The 14,995-nt window shown below is 48.4% G+C and carries 17 protein-coding genes and 1 pseudogene; 9 read left to right on the forward strand and 9 right to left on the reverse strand.

The genetic code is table 11. The annotated features are described in order from the left end of the window. The 3 genes and pseudogenes from AC5I6P_RS25935 to AC5I6P_RS25945 form a co-directional block, all read right to left on the reverse strand. Positions 1 to 132: pseudogene (locus AC5I6P_RS25935) on the reverse strand (DUF29 family protein); the annotation flags it as partial. A gap of 277 nt (positions 133 to 409) precedes the next feature. Continuing rightward, entirely contained in the window at positions 410 to 601 is a 192-nt protein-coding gene (locus tag AC5I6P_RS25940) for a replication restart DNA helicase PriA (protein ID WP_495696665.1), read from the reverse strand. 479 nt (positions 602 to 1,080) lie between these two features. Beyond that, positions 1,081 to 1,785 carry a DUF4230 domain-containing protein gene (locus tag AC5I6P_RS25945; protein ID WP_495696666.1) on the reverse strand — a complete coding sequence of 235 codons (705 nt, stop codon included), beginning with the start codon at positions 1,783 to 1,785 and terminating at the stop codon, positions 1,081 to 1,083. A gap of 213 nt (positions 1,786 to 1,998) precedes the next feature. Here AC5I6P_RS25945 and clpS point away from each other — a divergent pair, with 213 nt between their 5' ends. Both clpS and AC5I6P_RS25955 read left to right on the forward strand, forming a co-directional pair. Next, positions 1,999 to 2,325 (forward strand): ATP-dependent Clp protease adapter ClpS, encoded by a 327-nt coding sequence (gene clpS, locus AC5I6P_RS25950; protein ID WP_495696667.1) that lies wholly within the window; start codon positions 1,999 to 2,001, stop codon positions 2,323 to 2,325. 13 nt (positions 2,326 to 2,338) lie between these two features. Next, complete coding sequence (locus AC5I6P_RS25955) at positions 2,339 to 2,632, forward strand: DUF2103 domain-containing protein (RefSeq protein ID WP_495696668.1); 294 nt, start codon at positions 2,339 to 2,341, stop codon at positions 2,630 to 2,632. A 37-nt stretch (positions 2,633 to 2,669) separates the two neighbouring features. Here the strand turns inward: AC5I6P_RS25955 and AC5I6P_RS25960 are convergent, their stop codons facing one another. Next, complete coding sequence (locus tag AC5I6P_RS25960) at positions 2,670 to 2,990, reverse strand: hypothetical protein (protein ID WP_495696669.1); 321 nt, start codon at positions 2,988 to 2,990, stop codon at positions 2,670 to 2,672. Between the two features lie 139 nt (positions 2,991 to 3,129). Between AC5I6P_RS25960 and AC5I6P_RS25965 the strand changes: the two genes are divergently transcribed. Continuing rightward, entirely contained in the window at positions 3,130 to 4,047 is a 918-nt protein-coding gene (locus AC5I6P_RS25965) for a histone deacetylase family protein (RefSeq protein WP_495696670.1), read from the forward strand. A gap of 210 nt (positions 4,048 to 4,257) precedes the next feature. Here the strand turns inward: AC5I6P_RS25965 and AC5I6P_RS25970 are convergent, their stop codons facing one another. Next, positions 4,258 to 4,917, reverse strand: coding sequence for a response regulator transcription factor (locus AC5I6P_RS25970; RefSeq protein ID WP_495696758.1), 660 nt, complete (start codon positions 4,915 to 4,917; stop codon positions 4,258 to 4,260). 402 nt (positions 4,918 to 5,319) lie between these two features. On the opposite strand from AC5I6P_RS25970, the gene AC5I6P_RS25975 reads away from it, so the two are divergent. Genes AC5I6P_RS25975 through AC5I6P_RS25985 form a run of 3 tightly spaced genes read left to right on the forward strand, consistent with a single transcriptional unit; the run spans position 5,320 to position 7,729 of the window. Then, positions 5,320 to 5,931 carry a CPP1-like family protein gene (locus tag AC5I6P_RS25975; RefSeq protein ID WP_495696671.1) on the forward strand — a complete coding sequence of 204 codons (612 nt, stop codon included), beginning with the start codon at positions 5,320 to 5,322 and terminating at the stop codon, positions 5,929 to 5,931. Positions 5,932 to 5,976: 45 nt separating this feature from the next. Then, positions 5,977 to 6,609 carry a DUF4129 domain-containing protein gene (locus AC5I6P_RS25980; protein ID WP_495696672.1) on the forward strand — a complete coding sequence of 211 codons (633 nt, stop codon included), beginning with the start codon at positions 5,977 to 5,979 and terminating at the stop codon, positions 6,607 to 6,609. Next, entirely contained in the window at positions 6,593 to 7,729 is a 1,137-nt protein-coding gene (locus tag AC5I6P_RS25985; protein ID WP_495696673.1) for a DUF4350 domain-containing protein, read from the forward strand. The genes AC5I6P_RS25980 and AC5I6P_RS25985 overlap by 17 nt, the downstream gene beginning before the upstream one ends. Before the next feature lie 24 nt (positions 7,730 to 7,753). Here AC5I6P_RS25985 and AC5I6P_RS25990 read toward each other — a convergent pair whose 3' ends face one another. Then, the gene (locus tag AC5I6P_RS25990) at positions 7,754 to 8,152 is read right to left on the reverse strand and encodes a tetratricopeptide repeat protein (protein ID WP_495696674.1); all 399 of its coding nucleotides are present in this window, start codon (positions 8,150 to 8,152) and stop codon (positions 7,754 to 7,756) included. Between the two features lie 134 nt (positions 8,153 to 8,286). On the opposite strand from AC5I6P_RS25990, the gene AC5I6P_RS25995 reads away from it, so the two are divergent. Continuing rightward, positions 8,287 to 8,907, forward strand: a complete 621-nt coding sequence (locus AC5I6P_RS25995) for a DUF4126 domain-containing protein (protein ID WP_495696675.1) — start codon at positions 8,287 to 8,289, stop codon at positions 8,905 to 8,907. On the opposite strand, the gene AC5I6P_RS26000 is transcribed toward AC5I6P_RS25995, so the two are convergent. The 3 genes from AC5I6P_RS26000 to AC5I6P_RS26010 form a co-directional block, all read right to left on the reverse strand. Beyond that, positions 8,896 to 9,357: a DUF2141 domain-containing protein gene (locus AC5I6P_RS26000; RefSeq protein ID WP_495696676.1), complete on the reverse strand. Its 462-nt coding sequence runs from the start codon at positions 9,355 to 9,357 to the stop codon at positions 8,896 to 8,898. The two genes, AC5I6P_RS25995 and AC5I6P_RS26000, sit on opposite strands and share 12 nt — an antisense overlap. Before the next feature lie 29 nt (positions 9,358 to 9,386). Continuing rightward, a complete protein-coding gene (locus AC5I6P_RS26005; protein ID WP_495696677.1) occupies positions 9,387 to 9,950 on the reverse strand; it encodes a L,D-transpeptidase in 564 nt (187 codons plus the stop codon). A gap of 243 nt (positions 9,951 to 10,193) precedes the next feature. Next, positions 10,194 to 10,643 (reverse strand): DUF29 domain-containing protein, encoded by a 450-nt coding sequence (locus AC5I6P_RS26010; RefSeq protein WP_495696678.1) that lies wholly within the window; start codon positions 10,641 to 10,643, stop codon positions 10,194 to 10,196. Between the two features lie 379 nt (positions 10,644 to 11,022). Between AC5I6P_RS26010 and dnaK the strand changes: the two genes are divergently transcribed. Continuing rightward, positions 11,023 to 13,902, forward strand: coding sequence for a molecular chaperone DnaK (gene dnaK / locus AC5I6P_RS26015; protein ID WP_495696679.1), 2,880 nt, complete (start codon positions 11,023 to 11,025; stop codon positions 13,900 to 13,902). Positions 13,903 to 13,984: 82 nt separating this feature from the next. Further along, on the forward strand, positions 13,985 to 14,983 hold the full coding sequence (locus AC5I6P_RS26020; protein ID WP_495696680.1) for a DnaJ C-terminal domain-containing protein: 999 nt from the start codon (positions 13,985 to 13,987) through the stop codon (positions 14,981 to 14,983). Positions 14,984 to 14,995 lie beyond the last annotated feature (12 nt).

Consider the following 14,995-nt stretch of genomic DNA (forward strand, 5'->3'; position numbering starts at 1 on the left):
TTCGTCTGATGGTACGACGATTGGCTGCTTAAGATTTACTTTATGAATCAGCTCTAAGTTCGTAACATCAAGTGCAGAAAGTTCGCCCTTCTCCAGAAGCTGTACGGTTACTTGTAGCCAGAGGTAATAATCTTGCTCGTATAACGTAGAGAGAGCTTGTAGATGTTGTAGAAGATAACGTCATGTCGAAGTTCTCAGAAAGAATATTAGAGCTCTTCGGATATTAGAAGTCTGGCGCGGTTCTTTTACTGTGCTTTGTACTAATTAGGCTACGCTTTCTACCTGAGTTAGGCTACGCTTTCTACCTGAGCAATCCTTATAAATGTATTGCTATAAAAAATGTGGGGACAGCATTAAGCAATCTCCACATTTCTTCTAAAAAATTCTATTAGACTGTGCCTCTAAGCCATTAGGATAATGCTAAGCGCTGAGCATAAATTCCGGGTGCATACGCTTCAATAACCTTTCCTGTTTGAGAACAGGTAATCATTAAATAGTCACAACTGTGACATTGAGTGCGAGTAAGTTGTCCCACCGGAACATGGATGCGTTCAGCATAACTACCGCAGTTTGGGCAGCGAACCGTTTGAACTGTTTTCATCTTCATCTTCCTTAATGTTTAGCTAATTTTGATCGATAAAAAAGGTCTGCCTAAGGTCCCAGATATTAATTTTCAAAGTCCGGTATTGTCAGATACCAAATTCTGAAAATTACTACTGATAGAGAACACTGCTTGTTTGTCTATTATTGCCAGAGTTTTTAATTTGATCTCTAAAATCTATTTTTATTTTAAATTCTTCTAAGGCTGGGATCACCTATCGGGAGTGTGATCCCCAAGTTTGAGAAAGCTGTAGTTTAAGATACGAAATGCAAAAATACTCGCTCAAGAACTAGAGTGATTCTGCTCTATGAAAGGGCTCTAGGCCAAGAAGCTAATCGCTAAAACTTGCGTAATATCCCTTATAAAAATCAATACAAAGACGTTACTGGCGTTTCATTTTTAGGAAACGGCTCGTTAAGAAATCTAACGGTTCAGGACACATAAACTACAAAAGTCAGAGATGATTCTCTGAGATCAATCTACGAAGAAGGACAGGCATTAGGAGCAGGCGCTTGAGTTTCTACTAAAACAGTTTTGACACCTGACACACGAACCAATTGAGTGACGACTAGTTTGGCGCGATCGCTGGCCTTCTCCAGCACTCCATCCGCACATGCGGCAGTTTGAATCTTCTTCAATGCTTCTTCTTGTGCCAATCGCTGCAATTCTGGAGCTGTATCGGGTCCTAACCCTAAAAATCCGCGATTGTAATCATAAACGCTTGATTTCGTGACATCAATTTTTTTATCTAATAATTGCGGTGGCGGTAAACGTAACCGCAGCGTATCTCCTGTCACTTGCACATCGGAAGGGTTAAGCGCGCTCAGATCGACCCCTGCCCGAACCTCACCCCGAGCAATGTAGAGCAGCTTCGTGGTTCCCACAACTACACCTGCGATCGCGGCGTCCTGCTGCGTCGGCACCACCGCTTCCATTGTATAAACGGCGGTTGTTAGTTCGCTCGCCTCCCGAACCTGCTGAATCACCACGGAACGAGTATCCACCTTTGGTGCAGGTGGCTGACTATTAAACAGCGAGGTTAACCGCTCTAGTACGTTGTTGCCCGAGCGTCCTAAATTAACCAGCGTGACGATACCAACCAACGCCAAGCTTAGCGTTAGCATTCCACTTAAATTTTTAAACAATAGAGGAGTTCCCCGATTTGGACGCTTTTTACCGCGCATGTGCCCCACCTCAACGCCTATCCCCGTCCTCAGTTAAGCAGAAAAAGAAATTCTTATAGGGGAAATTTTAATTGAGTACATATTGATTAAATCAGTTTCAAAGCATTGACAACAGGATTTCTAACGATGTTGGTTAGAAATCCCTTGTACTTTGAGTCAGGTACTCTACAATTTTTGGTATGAAATTTTGATTGTTTCAATTCTAAGTAAGCCATGACTAGACACCTCCAGGATGCAACAATTGTGGTGATGGCTGGAGCCGTCACAACGCCCGAAAAAACTAGTCAAACGACGCGGCAAACTTATCCAAACTATAAGATCATTGTGTTGAATGACGATTTCAACACGTTTGAGCACGTCGCCGAGTGTTTGATGAAGTACATCCCAAACATGAACGGCGATTTGGCTTGGAAACTTACTAATCAAGTCCATTTTGATGGACAAGCGATCGTATGGTCAGGACCGCTAGAACAAGCGGAACTGTACCACATGCAGCTTGGTATGGAAGGACTGACACTGGCTCCGCTGGAAGCGGGTTAACTGAGGAGACATCATGGGAGACGAGGAAAAGCAGGGGCGACTCGTGTGGAATCATTCGACTCACATTCCGGGGCTAATTCCTATTCTAAAGCGGCTCACTCAATGCCCTGGAATTCAGACGATTACCCCTGGCGTGATTAGCTCCGTCCGCTCTCACGCGCCTCAGTTAAAGCTAAAAATCTCTGTGCCAATTCGCGGCGGCTATAAAGTAATTGCGCGTCAAGGAAAGACCGTGCAAGAAGTGTTTGTGCTGACGACTCTTGATCAAACTCAGCTCGAAGTGGCGATCTTGCAGAGCTTGGCCTAAGCCAAGCGCTCACATTTTCAACTCCAAATAACTAAAATTACTCCGTTTGCCGTTGAGAAGCGGAGAAGCGGTGCATGGGCAAACTCAGGGCACATGAGAAGGTTAATAAGTAGGAAATCACCGCTGTCCACTTCAGACTGAGCATAAAGATGTCCCAATCAGGAGAAATCCACTTCTGGGCACCCACCGCCACAAGATGCACAATCCAGTAGGCAAAACTCATAGCGAATAGCGTTAGATCTGCCGCATCAGCATCATCTGCCTGAGCCGATTTTCGATTCACTACAATGTATAGACCAATGACACTTGCAAAGAATGAAAGAAGCTTTAGATATTCGTGCCAAACAGGATGAGACATGAGCGTTTCAGATAAAAAATTTCGGACTGGCAATCAGTCTAAAGGATGAGGCTGGAGATCTTCTACAAACTCTTACAAACAGCAATATTTGACGAGATTAATTTACAAAAGTAAAGACAGATATCAGTCGAATTACTAAATGGATTTACCGCTGATTTATCACCCTGATTACGTTGTGCCTTGGTCATTAGATCATCGGTTTCCAATGTCAAAATTTAAGAAACTTTACGAGTTGCTATTAGTGGATGATGTCGCAACAGGATCACAATTTCATTGCCCACAGCGATCGCCCCAAGAGTGGCTTGAACTCGTTCACACATCTGACTACGTGAACGATTATTGTGAAGGCACGCTAGATCCGAAAGCTCAACGGCGCATTGGATTACCGTGGAGTCCAGCTCTTGTAAATCGTACGTGCGTTGCCGTTGGAGGAACGGTTCTCACCGCTAAATTGGCCTTAGAGAGCGGACTAGCATGTAACACTGCAGGTGGTACTCACCATGCGTTTCCCAGCTACGGCTCGGGGTTTTGCATTTTTAATGATCTAGCGATCGCGCCTCGAGTCGTGCAAACCCTGGGGCTTGCTCAAAAAATTCTCATTGTTGATCTCGATGTGCATCAAGGCGACGGAACCGCCTTCATCTTTCAAGATGATTCCAGCGTCTTTACCTTCTCCATGCATTGTGAAATCAATTTTCCGGGTACAAAGCAGCAGAGCGATCTAGATGTGCCCTTGCCTGAAGGCATGGAAGATGACGAATATTTGCAGACATTGGCAGAATATTTGCCGGATCTACTGACTCAAGAGAAGCCGGATCTCGTATTTTATGATGCTGGCGTTGATCCGCACTCGTGCGATCGCTTAGGTAAACTCGCCCTCACCGATTCAGGATTATTTCGTCGTGATATGCAAGTCCTCACAACTTGTCTTTCGCAAGGCTACCCGGTCGCATGTGTGATTGGAGGCGGTTACGGAGATGATATGGATGCTTTGGTCTATCGTCATTCTCTCGTGCATCGCGCTGCCAGTGATCTCTACCGCCAATATCGCTTGTAGACAGCTATTCTCCCCTAAGCACCTCTGCGTTTAACTTCAATGCTGGAAACATGAGAGAAGCGATTAGCGCCCAGCGCAATTCAAAGAATTGTCTGATTCGCTAAAAACAGTTTCTTCATAGGGCTGAAACCGAGAGGGCTAAAGCAGCAACACCCAACAATTCCGCCGCTAAGCTTGGCGACGGATTGATAACTGCAACGGCTCATAGGGCTAACTCACCGCCGCAGGTGACTCAAACTTATAGCCAACCCCGCGAACAGTTTGAATGAGAGCAGGCTGACTCGTATCGATTTCAATCTTTTTGCGGATCTGACCAATATGGACATCAACCACGCGCTGATCGCCCACATATTCGTAATCCCAAACCTCCTGAATCAGTTCAGCTCGTCGCCAAACTCGACCCGGATGACTTGCTAAGAAATGTAACAAATCAAATTCTAATGCCGTCAAGGGCACAATATCTTCATTCAGCTTGACTTCGCGTCGGACTGGATCGATCAGCAGTTTGTCAAACACCAAGCACTGCTGCTCAGCGGTTGTCACAATGCGCTGACGCTTAAGAATTGCACCAACCCGCCCACCGAGTTCGCCTAAGCTAAACGGTTTTGTAATGTAATCATCTGCACCTTGAGCGAAGCCACGGAGCTTATCGGCTTCATCCGTCCGGCTGGTTAGCATCAGCACAAAAACATTTGTGCGGCTCTGCATCTCTTGACACAGGCTGTAACCATTAGCATCAGGCAAATTCACATCCAAAATGACTAAATCAGGATTGAACTGCTCAAACATTGCCATTGCGGTTTTTCCGTCCTCCGCAGATTCCATTTGGTAACTCTGTTTGGAAAGAAAACGGTGAATGAGATTCCGGATAGCCGGGTCATCGTCAACTACGAGTATCTTGGCTGGAGCCATGACCATAACTTTGCGCTGCAATCGTGAATTGAGAAGGACAGTCGGACTTGCGGAGCTTCGGGTATCCAGGTCTATCTGTATGACACAGGATATTCTGTATTACACAAGATATATTGAGCATCAGCATTAGTATGCCTTAGCTTTTGACGAAAATATCGAGTCTTACCTTGGTTTCCGTAAAAAAAGCTGGCGAAGTAGAATAGAAATACGAGAGAATAAACGATTTTGTTTAAGACCTCAAATCTTTCTAAAGTCAAAGATTCATCGTCTAAACTCTAATGGTCTAGACTCTAAGTGTAATCACACGTGCGATGACCTGTGAGGCGACATAACCTTCAGGAAAAGGTGGAGTAACAGCGAATGAGCGACAGTCCCTACGAAAAACTTGGTGTTCCCGAAGGTTCTTCGTTTGAAGAAATCCAAACCGCCCGGACTCGGCTAGTAGCAGAGCTAGCTGGGGATCAGCGTAAGATTTCTGAGATTGAAGCTGCCTACGATGCCGTCTTAATGGATCGCCTGCGTCTACGACAAGAAGGCAAGATAAAAGTTCCAGAAGGAATTCGATTTCCAGAAAAGGCCGCGCCAGCCGCACCGCCGCAAGCCCTTGCGCCTGCCAAATCCTCTCAGTGGCTACAGAATTTCATTGATTCGCCCAGTTCTGTTGATATTGCCCTACCGGGTGGCATCTTGGCAGCCATGGGGACTGCTATTTATTTCTACCCTGTAGATTCTGTGCTACAAGTGGCGATGGCGATCGCGACGGGTTCGACGCTCTACTTCATCTATCGAAAAGAGCAAAAGCTGGGGCGAGCCGTGCTGCTAGGGGTTGGAGGATTGGTGCTAGGGTTTGCGATTGGGGGTCTACTATACGGACTGATTCTCCCGCATGTACCCGGTCTACCGCGAGATGATGTCTTCATCAGCTTGGTGACGTTTCTAATTCTGTGGCTCGTTAGCAGCTTCACAAAATAGCTTCACACAATCGCGTGGTAGCTTCACCTCACGAAGAGCAAAGCGATGGCGGCGGGGACATTCCAGAAAGATAGTTTAGATTGGCAGTTTCAACAGTTTTGGTGGCGATTGGGCGAATGGATTGAGCTGCATTTTCCCAAATTTGACGCCCCTACGGTTCCGAATGCGCCCCAGTGGAACTTCCCGATGTGGTGGTTTCAAGGGACGTTTTGGGCGATTGTAGCTGCCTTGGTCTTGTGGCTAGGTTGGCAACTGTATCAATGGCTTAATCCATATTTTGATCCAAACCGTCCGAGGCTCTCTAAGCGGCTAGATCGCAAAGTAGAGTCTAACGATCGCGATCGCACGATCGCCTTTTGGATGCATGAGGTTCAACGGTTTCAGCAGCAGGGAAACTACCGAGAAGCCTGTCGTGCCCTTTATATGGCCACGCTACAGCGACTCAACGATACAAAACTTGCTCCTCATCAAGCCAGTCGCACCGATCACGAATATTGGAATCTAGTGCAGCTGTTGCCGCGATCTCACGCTTATCAAACGCTGCTCAGAACTCATGAGCAGCTTTGCTTTGGCAACGCCACCATTTCAGCCGAAATTTTTAATCAATGTCAGCAAGCTTATAGCGACCTTGAGCGCAATTCTTTAGATGAGGAAGGAAAGCGTGCTGAAGCGTATTGATCGAAGAATTCTGGCGGGAGGCCTTGCGATCGCAACCCTCATTCTTTTAACGCTATTCATTGCTCCTAAAAGCAACCCTCAAATCAGCGGCTCTACGTTCAGTCGTGCGCCCGATGGCTACGGAGCGTGGTCTGCCTATATGGAGCGCCAAGGGACACCCATTAGTCGCTGGCAAAAGCCCTCTGAAGCCTTTGTCAGTTCGCGTAAGGGTACGAAAACAACCTTTTTGCAAGTTAATACTGGCTGGTTGCCCTTCAGTTTTTCTCAAGCTGAACGAGAGTGGGTGCAGCGGGGAAACACGCTGGTTGTTCTGGGAGCAGGCACTCCATCCGCAACGGAGGCTTCCTTCACCACCATTCAAGAGGGTGGCGTCAGGATTGATACAGGGCGACGGGAGAAACTGACCGATCAAAAGTCACCGATCGCAGATGGTAATGAGACGTTGTTCTATAGAGGTGAGCCGCTGTTGCGCGATCGCTATGGCACAATCGTTTGGGAAACGGCGATCGGCAAAGGTCGCGTGATCTATTCAATTACTCCCTTTCTGGCTGCTAACGCCTATCAAGACGAACCGGGAAATTTTGCGCTTTTAGAAAAATTAGTCAAACAGAACGGTAACGCCATTTGGGTAGATGAATATCTGCACGGATATAAAGAAGCAGAAGTTGCACAACGAGAAGATGCTCAGAACTGGTTCATCTACCTGCTCAAAACACCGTTGCTTCCCGTAACGGTGCAAGCTGGCGTTTTGCTGCTGGTTCTAATTTGGGCGAGTAACCGTCGATTTGGGCAACCTGTTCCTCTAACCGAGTTGGCAACCGAGAATAGCAGTGCTTACATCAAGGCATTAGCAGGAGTATTGCATCAAGCGAATCGTAGCGAGTTCGTTGTTGATGTAGTTGGGCGCGAAGAGCAGCTTGGAATCCAGCGATCGTTGGGGTTGAGCGATTCTCAGCTAGTCGATACCGCAACGCTAAAGGCTGCGTGGATGCAGCAAACCGGACGCCCTGAAGAAGAGTTAGAGCAAATTTTGCCGCGGGGTCTGCACTTTAGTGCTCAAGATCTGCTGGCTTGGCTCAGTCGAGTTCAAGAGATAAAAAAGCATCTCCCTCGCTCCTGACGACTAGATTAGCCGCTTATGCGGCTAGACTCGACGAGTGGATTCGTTCTGCTGATAGACCGGAATCAGTTTTTTCTTAAGCCAAATGGTTTCTCTAGCGTGTAGATAACACGGATCAGGATAAAGGTCGATGGCTCGATCGAAGCACTCCAGCGCATTGCCATACGCCTGCATCTCGGTAAGCAGCAAGCCTCGGTTAAACCAGGCCTGATGGTGGTCAGGCTGCATCAGCACAGCACGATCGTACGACCCCAACGCCTCAGCAAACCGCTTTAGACCCGATAGCGCATTTCCTCGGTTGTTCCAGGCTTCCGCAAAACTTGGAGCAAGCGAGATCGCCTGATCAAATGCCGCGATCGCCTCGCTGTATTGCTCTTGCTCACAAAGCTGACATCCCTGCTGATTCCAAGACGCCGCACTCATGTCATTACCTCTAACTCTATAGCTTTTAGTTTGAGAGAAACTGGTTCCCTCGTCTGGGGGAGATTCCTCTACTCGATATGATTCGGTTGGCCTGTAGTAGAGATTGGTCTTGTCTCTTACACTAAAAGTGAAGTTTGCCTAAACGTCTTGTGTCTCAACTGCTTGATCCGCACGTTCTGATTGAACTGATGTTAGCGATCAGCCTCAGCGCTGCTTCTGGCTTTCGAGTGTTTGTGCCCTTACTTGCTCTGAGCGCCGTATCGGTATTAGGGCACTACGATTTGCCACCAAACTTTGACTGGATTGAGAATCCTCAAGCCTTGACGCTATTCGCGATCGCTTCGGTTTTAGAAGTGGTTGGCTACTCGATTCCTTGGTTTGATCACGCCTTGGACGTTCTTGCGACCCCAGCGGCAATTATTGCAGGCACTGTGGTTGCTGCCTCGGTTGCACCTGATATGAACCCGCTGATCCAGTGGACGCTTGCGCTTGTGGCAGGCGGCGGAACGGCTGGACTGACGAAAGGTTTGCTAAATCTATTGCGAGGCACATCAACGGCAGCTTCAGGCGGACTGGCTAATCCGATTTTTGCTGCGTTAGAACTGGTGATGTCTATTTCGCTATCGGTGTTAGCCTTTACTGTGCCTGTCTTAGCTGGCGTTCTAGTGATTGCGCTGTTAGGGTTTGCGCTCTACAAACTTGTGCAGCTAATCGCTCGATTTCGCCGCCCCAAGCCAACGGATTTACCCTCCTAACAGATATTTCAACTGAATTTGAACCTTGGTTGATGCGCCTGCCACTCGAAACACCGTTTCCGAGAAGCTTGGAGCGCTTAAGCGAATCGCCGGATTTTTAGAGAATCCAAAGCCTTCTGTAGGAATGCCAAGTCCGTTTCGATTCGCTTGTTTGTCACTATTGGCATCGTGCAACACCGCGATCGCGTAATTCCCAGGTTTAAGATTCTGAATCTCGACTTCAAACGGACGGTTCGTGATTTTAACGCACTGATTTCGCACCGCATTGGTCGTTTCGGTGGGAAATCCTCGATTGCTTGCAAAAATGCTGTAGCAGATATTTCCCTGCTGACTCCGCAACCCATCGACTTCAACCTTCAGTTTGGTTGACTCTGCTGTCGCGTGCGAGGCAGACATCAAGCTACTTAATACAGTTAGCAAAACAGCACCAATTTGAACTGACCTCGCCATACCGCTCCTTGCAAAAGATGTGACTTCTACTAGGGTTGCACAGAAACTGGTGTTCCGACCTCAACCTGCTCAAATAGCTGGGTCACATCCTTATTCCACATGCGAAGGCAACCATGTGACACCGCTTGTCCAATTGACTCGGGTTGATTTGTGCCGTGAAACCCGATCTGAGTTTTACCATCTGTCCAAATACCAATCCAGCGCACCCCAAGCGGATTGTCATAGCCGGGTTGAATTTTATTGCCCGTCTTGAAACTAGTGAAAACAGGATTCACTTCTTTATTAAGCACCTGATGTTCGCCGACGGGAGTTTCCCAACCCGATCTGCCGATCGCAACCGGATAGCTGGCAATCACGGTTTCACCGTCATACACATAGACCCGCCGCTTTTTCAACTTCACCACGAGCCGAACCGTTCGATTTTGATCAGTTAGACCCGCAGGCGAAGCATCTTTTGGACCCGTAGGCGAAGCATCGACGAGTGAATCGGGCAATGACTGAGCCACTGCTGCCCAAGGTGTTAGCCCTAAAACAAGAATGCTGAGAATTAGAAGCGATTGGCTTTGCCAAGCTCCGAAGGATCGCTGAACCATAACCAAACATCATGAACTTAGCCTTCTACAGATCGTTGGAACACACCTGTTCGAGCAAGGCAAAGATCTTTTCTCTCCCGCCTTTTCCTTAGATATAGAATGTCCTATTTCTGCGCTTCGCTATCACAAGCTGCGAAGAATCATTCTTCTGATGTAGAGCAACGTATTTGTTGACGTGACCCGTTGACTGAACCATCGCGACGACAGATTCAATCGCTATAGAAAATAGACTAAAAAAATAAATCAGACTAAAAAATTTGAATCAAGAAACTGCTCAACAAGGTAGGGGCACTCAGTTGGAAATGTTTCCACTGGCTTTTGCGTTTCTTTCGCTGCATCTCGGCGAGCGCGTCGGTAATATTTCTCCACCCACTCTGAGTCTCGAAGAAAACGTTGCAAGCTAGGAGTATCTTCCAAGCAATCCTGAATCTTATCTCGGCAGTTGGAGAGGGTATCATCCGAACTTTTGGTTCTTCGCTCGGGCTGATACTGGCATTTAAGTAGGTGCATCAAAAGGAGCTGTAAGTAGCTGCCAAGTTCTCTCTGTTCACTACGCCCCAACGCTTCTAATTCCTCTACCAAATTTTCAACGTCCAACCCTGCCCAGCATCCATTCCGCAGGCACTCCGCTTGCTGTTGCGTCCATTGCAGGAAATCTTGATCATAAAGTGTTGCTTTACTCACTTTACTCATTAGTCGTTGCTCCCCTGCCCGATAATGTGTCAAGCTTCTTGCCCAATGTAAGACTGTGCAACAATTTTACCTTGAGATTTTTAGCTTGGCAGAATGATCAGCCTGACAATGTATTGCTCTACAAATATTGCTTTACCAAGCTGTACAGAGAAACTTAGAGTGATGAGGTTGATGCAACCATGTAAGACTTTATGCTTCAGGCGTCTACATTTATCATCTTCTGGTGAACAATTTCTTTGCAAAAGTGATGCTCCGACACTCCGTTCCCTCTACTTGTAAAGCATAATCGGGGGCATCCCTCGTGCCTTTTCCTATCCCCTCTTGCCCTAGCAAGATAGAATGAATCCAGCAATTCTCAACATTAGCTTTAGCAAAGAACATGGGCAGAGTCGTTGGTATTGACCTGGGAACTACAAACTCGGTGGTGGCGGTCATGGAGGGCGGGAAGCCAGTGGTCATCGCCAACGCAGAAGGCACGCGGACAACTCCTTCCGTTGTTGCCGTTAGCAAAGACGGAGAACGGATGGTGGGGCAACTCGCTAGACGGCAAGCCGTCCTTGATCCACAAAATACATTTTTTGCAGTAAAGCGCTTTGTGGGGCGCAAATACGCCGAGCTTTCGCCCGAATCGAAGCGAGTTCCTTATACGATCCGCAAAGATGAGGCGGGCAACATCCGAATCAAATGCCCTCGCCTCAATCGCGACTTTTCGCCTGAAGAAATCTCGGCTCTAGTTCTCAAGAAGTTAGCCGATGAAGCCGCTCGCTATTTGGGAGAACCCGTGACCGGGGCAGTAATCACTGTGCCTGCCTACTTTAATGATTCTCAGCGTCAAGCGACCCGTGATGCTGGACGGATTGCCGGACTTGATGTAAAGCGGATTTTGAATGAACCGACAGCCGCCTCGTTGGCTTACGGCCTCGATCGCGTCAGTCAAGAAACAATTCTTGTGTTTGATTTAGGTGGCGGTACGTTTGATGTCTCGATTCTAGATGTGGGCGATGGTGTCTTTGAAGTCAGAGGCACGAGCGGTGACACACAGCTGGGCGGCAATGACTTTGATAATAAAATTGTCGATTGGCTGGCAGAGCAGTTCTTAGAGCAAGAAGGCATTGATTTACGCAAAGACCGTCAAGCGCTTCAGCGACTCACGGAAGCTGCAGAGAAAGCCAAGATTGAGCTTTCCGGAGTGAGTGTAACCGCCATTAATTTACCGTTCATTACCGCAACGGAAGACGGCCCCAAGCATTTAGAAACCCGGATGACGCGATCGCAGTTTGAGGGATTGTGCGGTGATCTCTTGAGCCGTCTGCGGGGTCCTTTGCGTCAAGCGTTTCGGGATGCCGAAATGATGCCCGATGACATTGACGAAGTGGTGCTAGTCGGCGGTTCTACCCGAATTCCGATGGTGCAAGAAGTCGTACGATCGCTGATCAATCTCGAACCAAATCAGAATGTCAATCCTGATGAAGTTGTTGCTGTCGGAGCCGCCATTCAAGCCGGAATTTTAGCGGGCGATTTAAAGGACATTTTGTTGCTCGATGTGACCCCGATTTCGGTCGGGTTAGAAACGATCGGCGGCGTGATGAAAAAGCTGATTCCGCGCGGCACAACGATTCCTACTCGCCGATCCGACACCTTCTCAACCTCAGAAGATAACCAAACGATGGTCGAAGTCCACGTTCTGCAAGGCGAACGGGAGATGGCATCGGGCAACAAATCGCTGGGGCGCTTCAAGCTGATGGGCATTCCACCCGCGCCGCGTGGAATTCCGCAAATTCAGGTGTCGTTTGATGTAGACGCTAACGGCATTCTGCAAGTGACCGCGATGGATCGTACTACCGGGCGCGAGCAGAGTATTACCATTCAAGGTGCATCGAATCTGAGCGAAGACGAAATCCGGCAAATGATTCGCAGCGCTGAAGAATATGCCGAAATCGATCGACTCCGCAAAGAAAAAGTCGAGAAGCGAAATCGGGCAGAAGCGCTGACCTTTCAAGCTGAGCGTCAACTGCGAGAAGCAACGCTTGACTTCGGCATGACGTTTGTGAGCCCCTATCGCAATCGGATTGAACCGCAAGTGCAGCGTCTACGAGAAGCATTGGCAAACAACGACGATCGCGGTGTAGACATTGCTGAGGCAGATCTCAAAGATGCTCTGTATGACCTCAACCGTGAGGTTTATCAACAGACCAAACTCGACGAAGGCGAAGGCGGCTTCTTCGAGTCGATCAAAAACTTTTTCCTCGAAGACGACGAAGATTACTACTACCCCGAACCTCGTGATCCTTATGGATCATCTCGTGATTACTGGAATGCCGGACAAAGTAGCTATGGGCAAAGTAGCTATGGGCAAAGTAATTACGAACGCGATAACTATACCTACGGGCGTGACAACTACACCTACGGGCGTGACAACTACACCTATGGACGGGATAACGATCGCGGCGATCGTGATAATGCTGCTCCTAGTCGAGATAGCTATGGTCGAGATAACTACAGCCAGAACGACAGTAGGCGTGTTTCCTTCGATGGTGTACCCAACGATCGCTATGATTCTTCAGAGCTTGGCGGAGCCAGCCGCGATCCTTACAGCGGTCAAACTTCGCCGAATCGAGATCCATATAATGATCCTGCGGAGTTTGGCAGAACCAATCGTCCTCCGACCAGCCGTGACCCGTATGCCAATCCAGACTCCTCTAGAGGCCGCGATTCTTCATTGGGCAGAGCCGATCGCTCTGATATAAACCGCGACTCCTACAACGATTCTTCAGAGTTTGACAGAGCCAATCGCCCCTCAACTGGCCGCGATCCATACGCGAGTCCAGACCGCTCCAGAAGCCGAGATCCCTACAGCGATCCGTTGCAGTATGGTGGCGATCCTGCGGAGTTTGGCGGGGCCAATCGTGCCCCGTCGCAAGATCCCTACGGCAGTCGAGATACTTTTAGAAACCGAGGTAACGGGACGCGGCGCGATCCTGATTTCTACGATTCTTCGGATCTGGGCGGAGCCAATCGCGGTTCTCAGCAGAACTACAGCTCGTCGAGACAAGATCCGCCCCGACGAAATCCAGATCTAGAGGCTCCTCGGCGCGATAATGGTTCTGGTTACTCGTCCGGTCGAACTGACTTTGGTAGCCGCCGCTCACCTGATGCTTCAGACTTTGGCAGAGCCAATCGTAGCGATTCCTCTAAAAAACGTCCCGCTCGTCCCAACTATGCCCAAGATAATTGGGATGACGAAGACGATTGGCTGTAAAAAAAAGTGAGTGCAGAGCGAAGAAGTGAGGTATTCTTTCAGTCTTCGCTCCGCACTCATGCTCTATTTCTAACTACCCTCTATGCAAAATTTCCGTAACTACTATGAAATCTTAGAAGTTGCTAGAGATGCGTCAATGGACGAGATCAAGCGCTCCTACCGTCGGCTTGCGAGACAATATCATCCCGATGTTAATCAGGGTGACAAAGCGGCTGAGGAAAAATTTAAAGACCTCAGTGAAGCGTATGCCGTGCTGTCGGATGTAGCAAAGCGATCGCAGTATGACCAATATGGAAATTTTTGGCAACAGCAGGGGTTTCAGAAAAATGGACGGCGCGGACAAGGTGGGGAGGTTGATTTTGGCGCGTTTCGCAACTTCAATGACTTCTTCGATCAGTTTTTAAGTCGGACTTCTGTCAGTTCTGCCGCATCCCCGCGAACCACAACCAGAACTGCCCCTCGCCGTGAACCGCCCCGTGCGCCAGTGGAAGATGTTTTTCGTCCGGGCACGAGCAAAACGAGTTATACCGTTAGTACCCCGCGTCCGCCTGCTCGTCGGGATGCCGAAGCCAGGTTAACGGTTCCCCTAGAAAAAGCCTACGCAGGTGGGCGGGAGCGAATTCGCCTAGAAGACGGGCGATCGCTAGAAGTTAATATGCCGTCTGGAATGGTGTCGGGTCAACGCGTTCGGCTGAAAGGACAAGGGGTAAATGGCGGCGATCTGTATCTAAAAATTGAAGTTTCTCCTCATTCTTTCTTCAAAGTTGAGGATGCTGACATCGTGTGCCAGTTGCCGATCACACCCAGTGAAGCGGTGCTAGGCGGCGCGATCGAAGTGCCAACGTTAGATGGCATGGTGAAAATGAATATTCCAGCAGGAGTGCGATCGGGGCAACGACTGCGCTTAGCGAATAAAGGCTATCCAATCGGAAGTACTTCTGCGGAAGATGGCGTCGCGCGAGGCGATCAGATTGTTGAAATTCAGATTGCGTTTCCGAAAGAACTAACCGAGCAAGAGCGTGAGTTATACGAGAAATTACGCCAATTTGAAAGCTTTAATCCCCGTCAGAATTTGATTTAATAATTTCTGTTA

It is taken from the genome of Myxacorys sp. (genome assembly GCF_059501405.1).

Coding starts and splice junctions, on each gene's coding strand:
- AC5I6P_RS26020 (WP_495696680.1), top strand. CDS start 13,985: ATGCAAAATTTCCGTAACTACTATGAAATCTTAGAAGTTGCTAGAGAT.
- AC5I6P_RS26005 (WP_495696677.1), bottom strand. CDS start 9,950: ATGGTTCAGCGATCCTTCGGAGCTTGGCAAAGCCAATCGCTTCTAATT.
- dnaK (WP_495696679.1), top strand. CDS start 11,023: ATGGGCAGAGTCGTTGGTATTGACCTGGGAACTACAAACTCGGTGGTG.
- AC5I6P_RS25945 (WP_495696666.1), bottom strand. CDS start 1,785: ATGCGCGGTAAAAAGCGTCCAAATCGGGGAACTCCTCTATTGTTTAAA.
- AC5I6P_RS25980 (WP_495696672.1), top strand. CDS start 5,977: ATGGCGGCGGGGACATTCCAGAAAGATAGTTTAGATTGGCAGTTTCAA.
- AC5I6P_RS25975 (WP_495696671.1), top strand. CDS start 5,320: ATGAGCGACAGTCCCTACGAAAAACTTGGTGTTCCCGAAGGTTCTTCG.
- AC5I6P_RS26000 (WP_495696676.1), bottom strand. CDS start 9,357: ATGGCGAGGTCAGTTCAAATTGGTGCTGTTTTGCTAACTGTATTAAGT.
- AC5I6P_RS25955 (WP_495696668.1), top strand. CDS start 2,339: ATGGGAGACGAGGAAAAGCAGGGGCGACTCGTGTGGAATCATTCGACT.
- AC5I6P_RS25990 (WP_495696674.1), bottom strand. CDS start 8,152: ATGAGTGCGGCGTCTTGGAATCAGCAGGGATGTCAGCTTTGTGAGCAA.
- AC5I6P_RS25960 (WP_495696669.1), bottom strand. CDS start 2,990: ATGTCTCATCCTGTTTGGCACGAATATCTAAAGCTTCTTTCATTCTTT.
- AC5I6P_RS26010 (WP_495696678.1), bottom strand. CDS start 10,643: ATGAGTAAAGTGAGTAAAGCAACACTTTATGATCAAGATTTCCTGCAA.
- AC5I6P_RS25940 (WP_495696665.1), bottom strand. CDS start 601: ATGAAAACAGTTCAAACGGTTCGCTGCCCAAACTGCGGTAGTTATGCT.
- AC5I6P_RS25965 (WP_495696670.1), top strand. CDS start 3,130: ATGGATTTACCGCTGATTTATCACCCTGATTACGTTGTGCCTTGGTCA.
- clpS (WP_495696667.1), top strand. CDS start 1,999: ATGACTAGACACCTCCAGGATGCAACAATTGTGGTGATGGCTGGAGCC.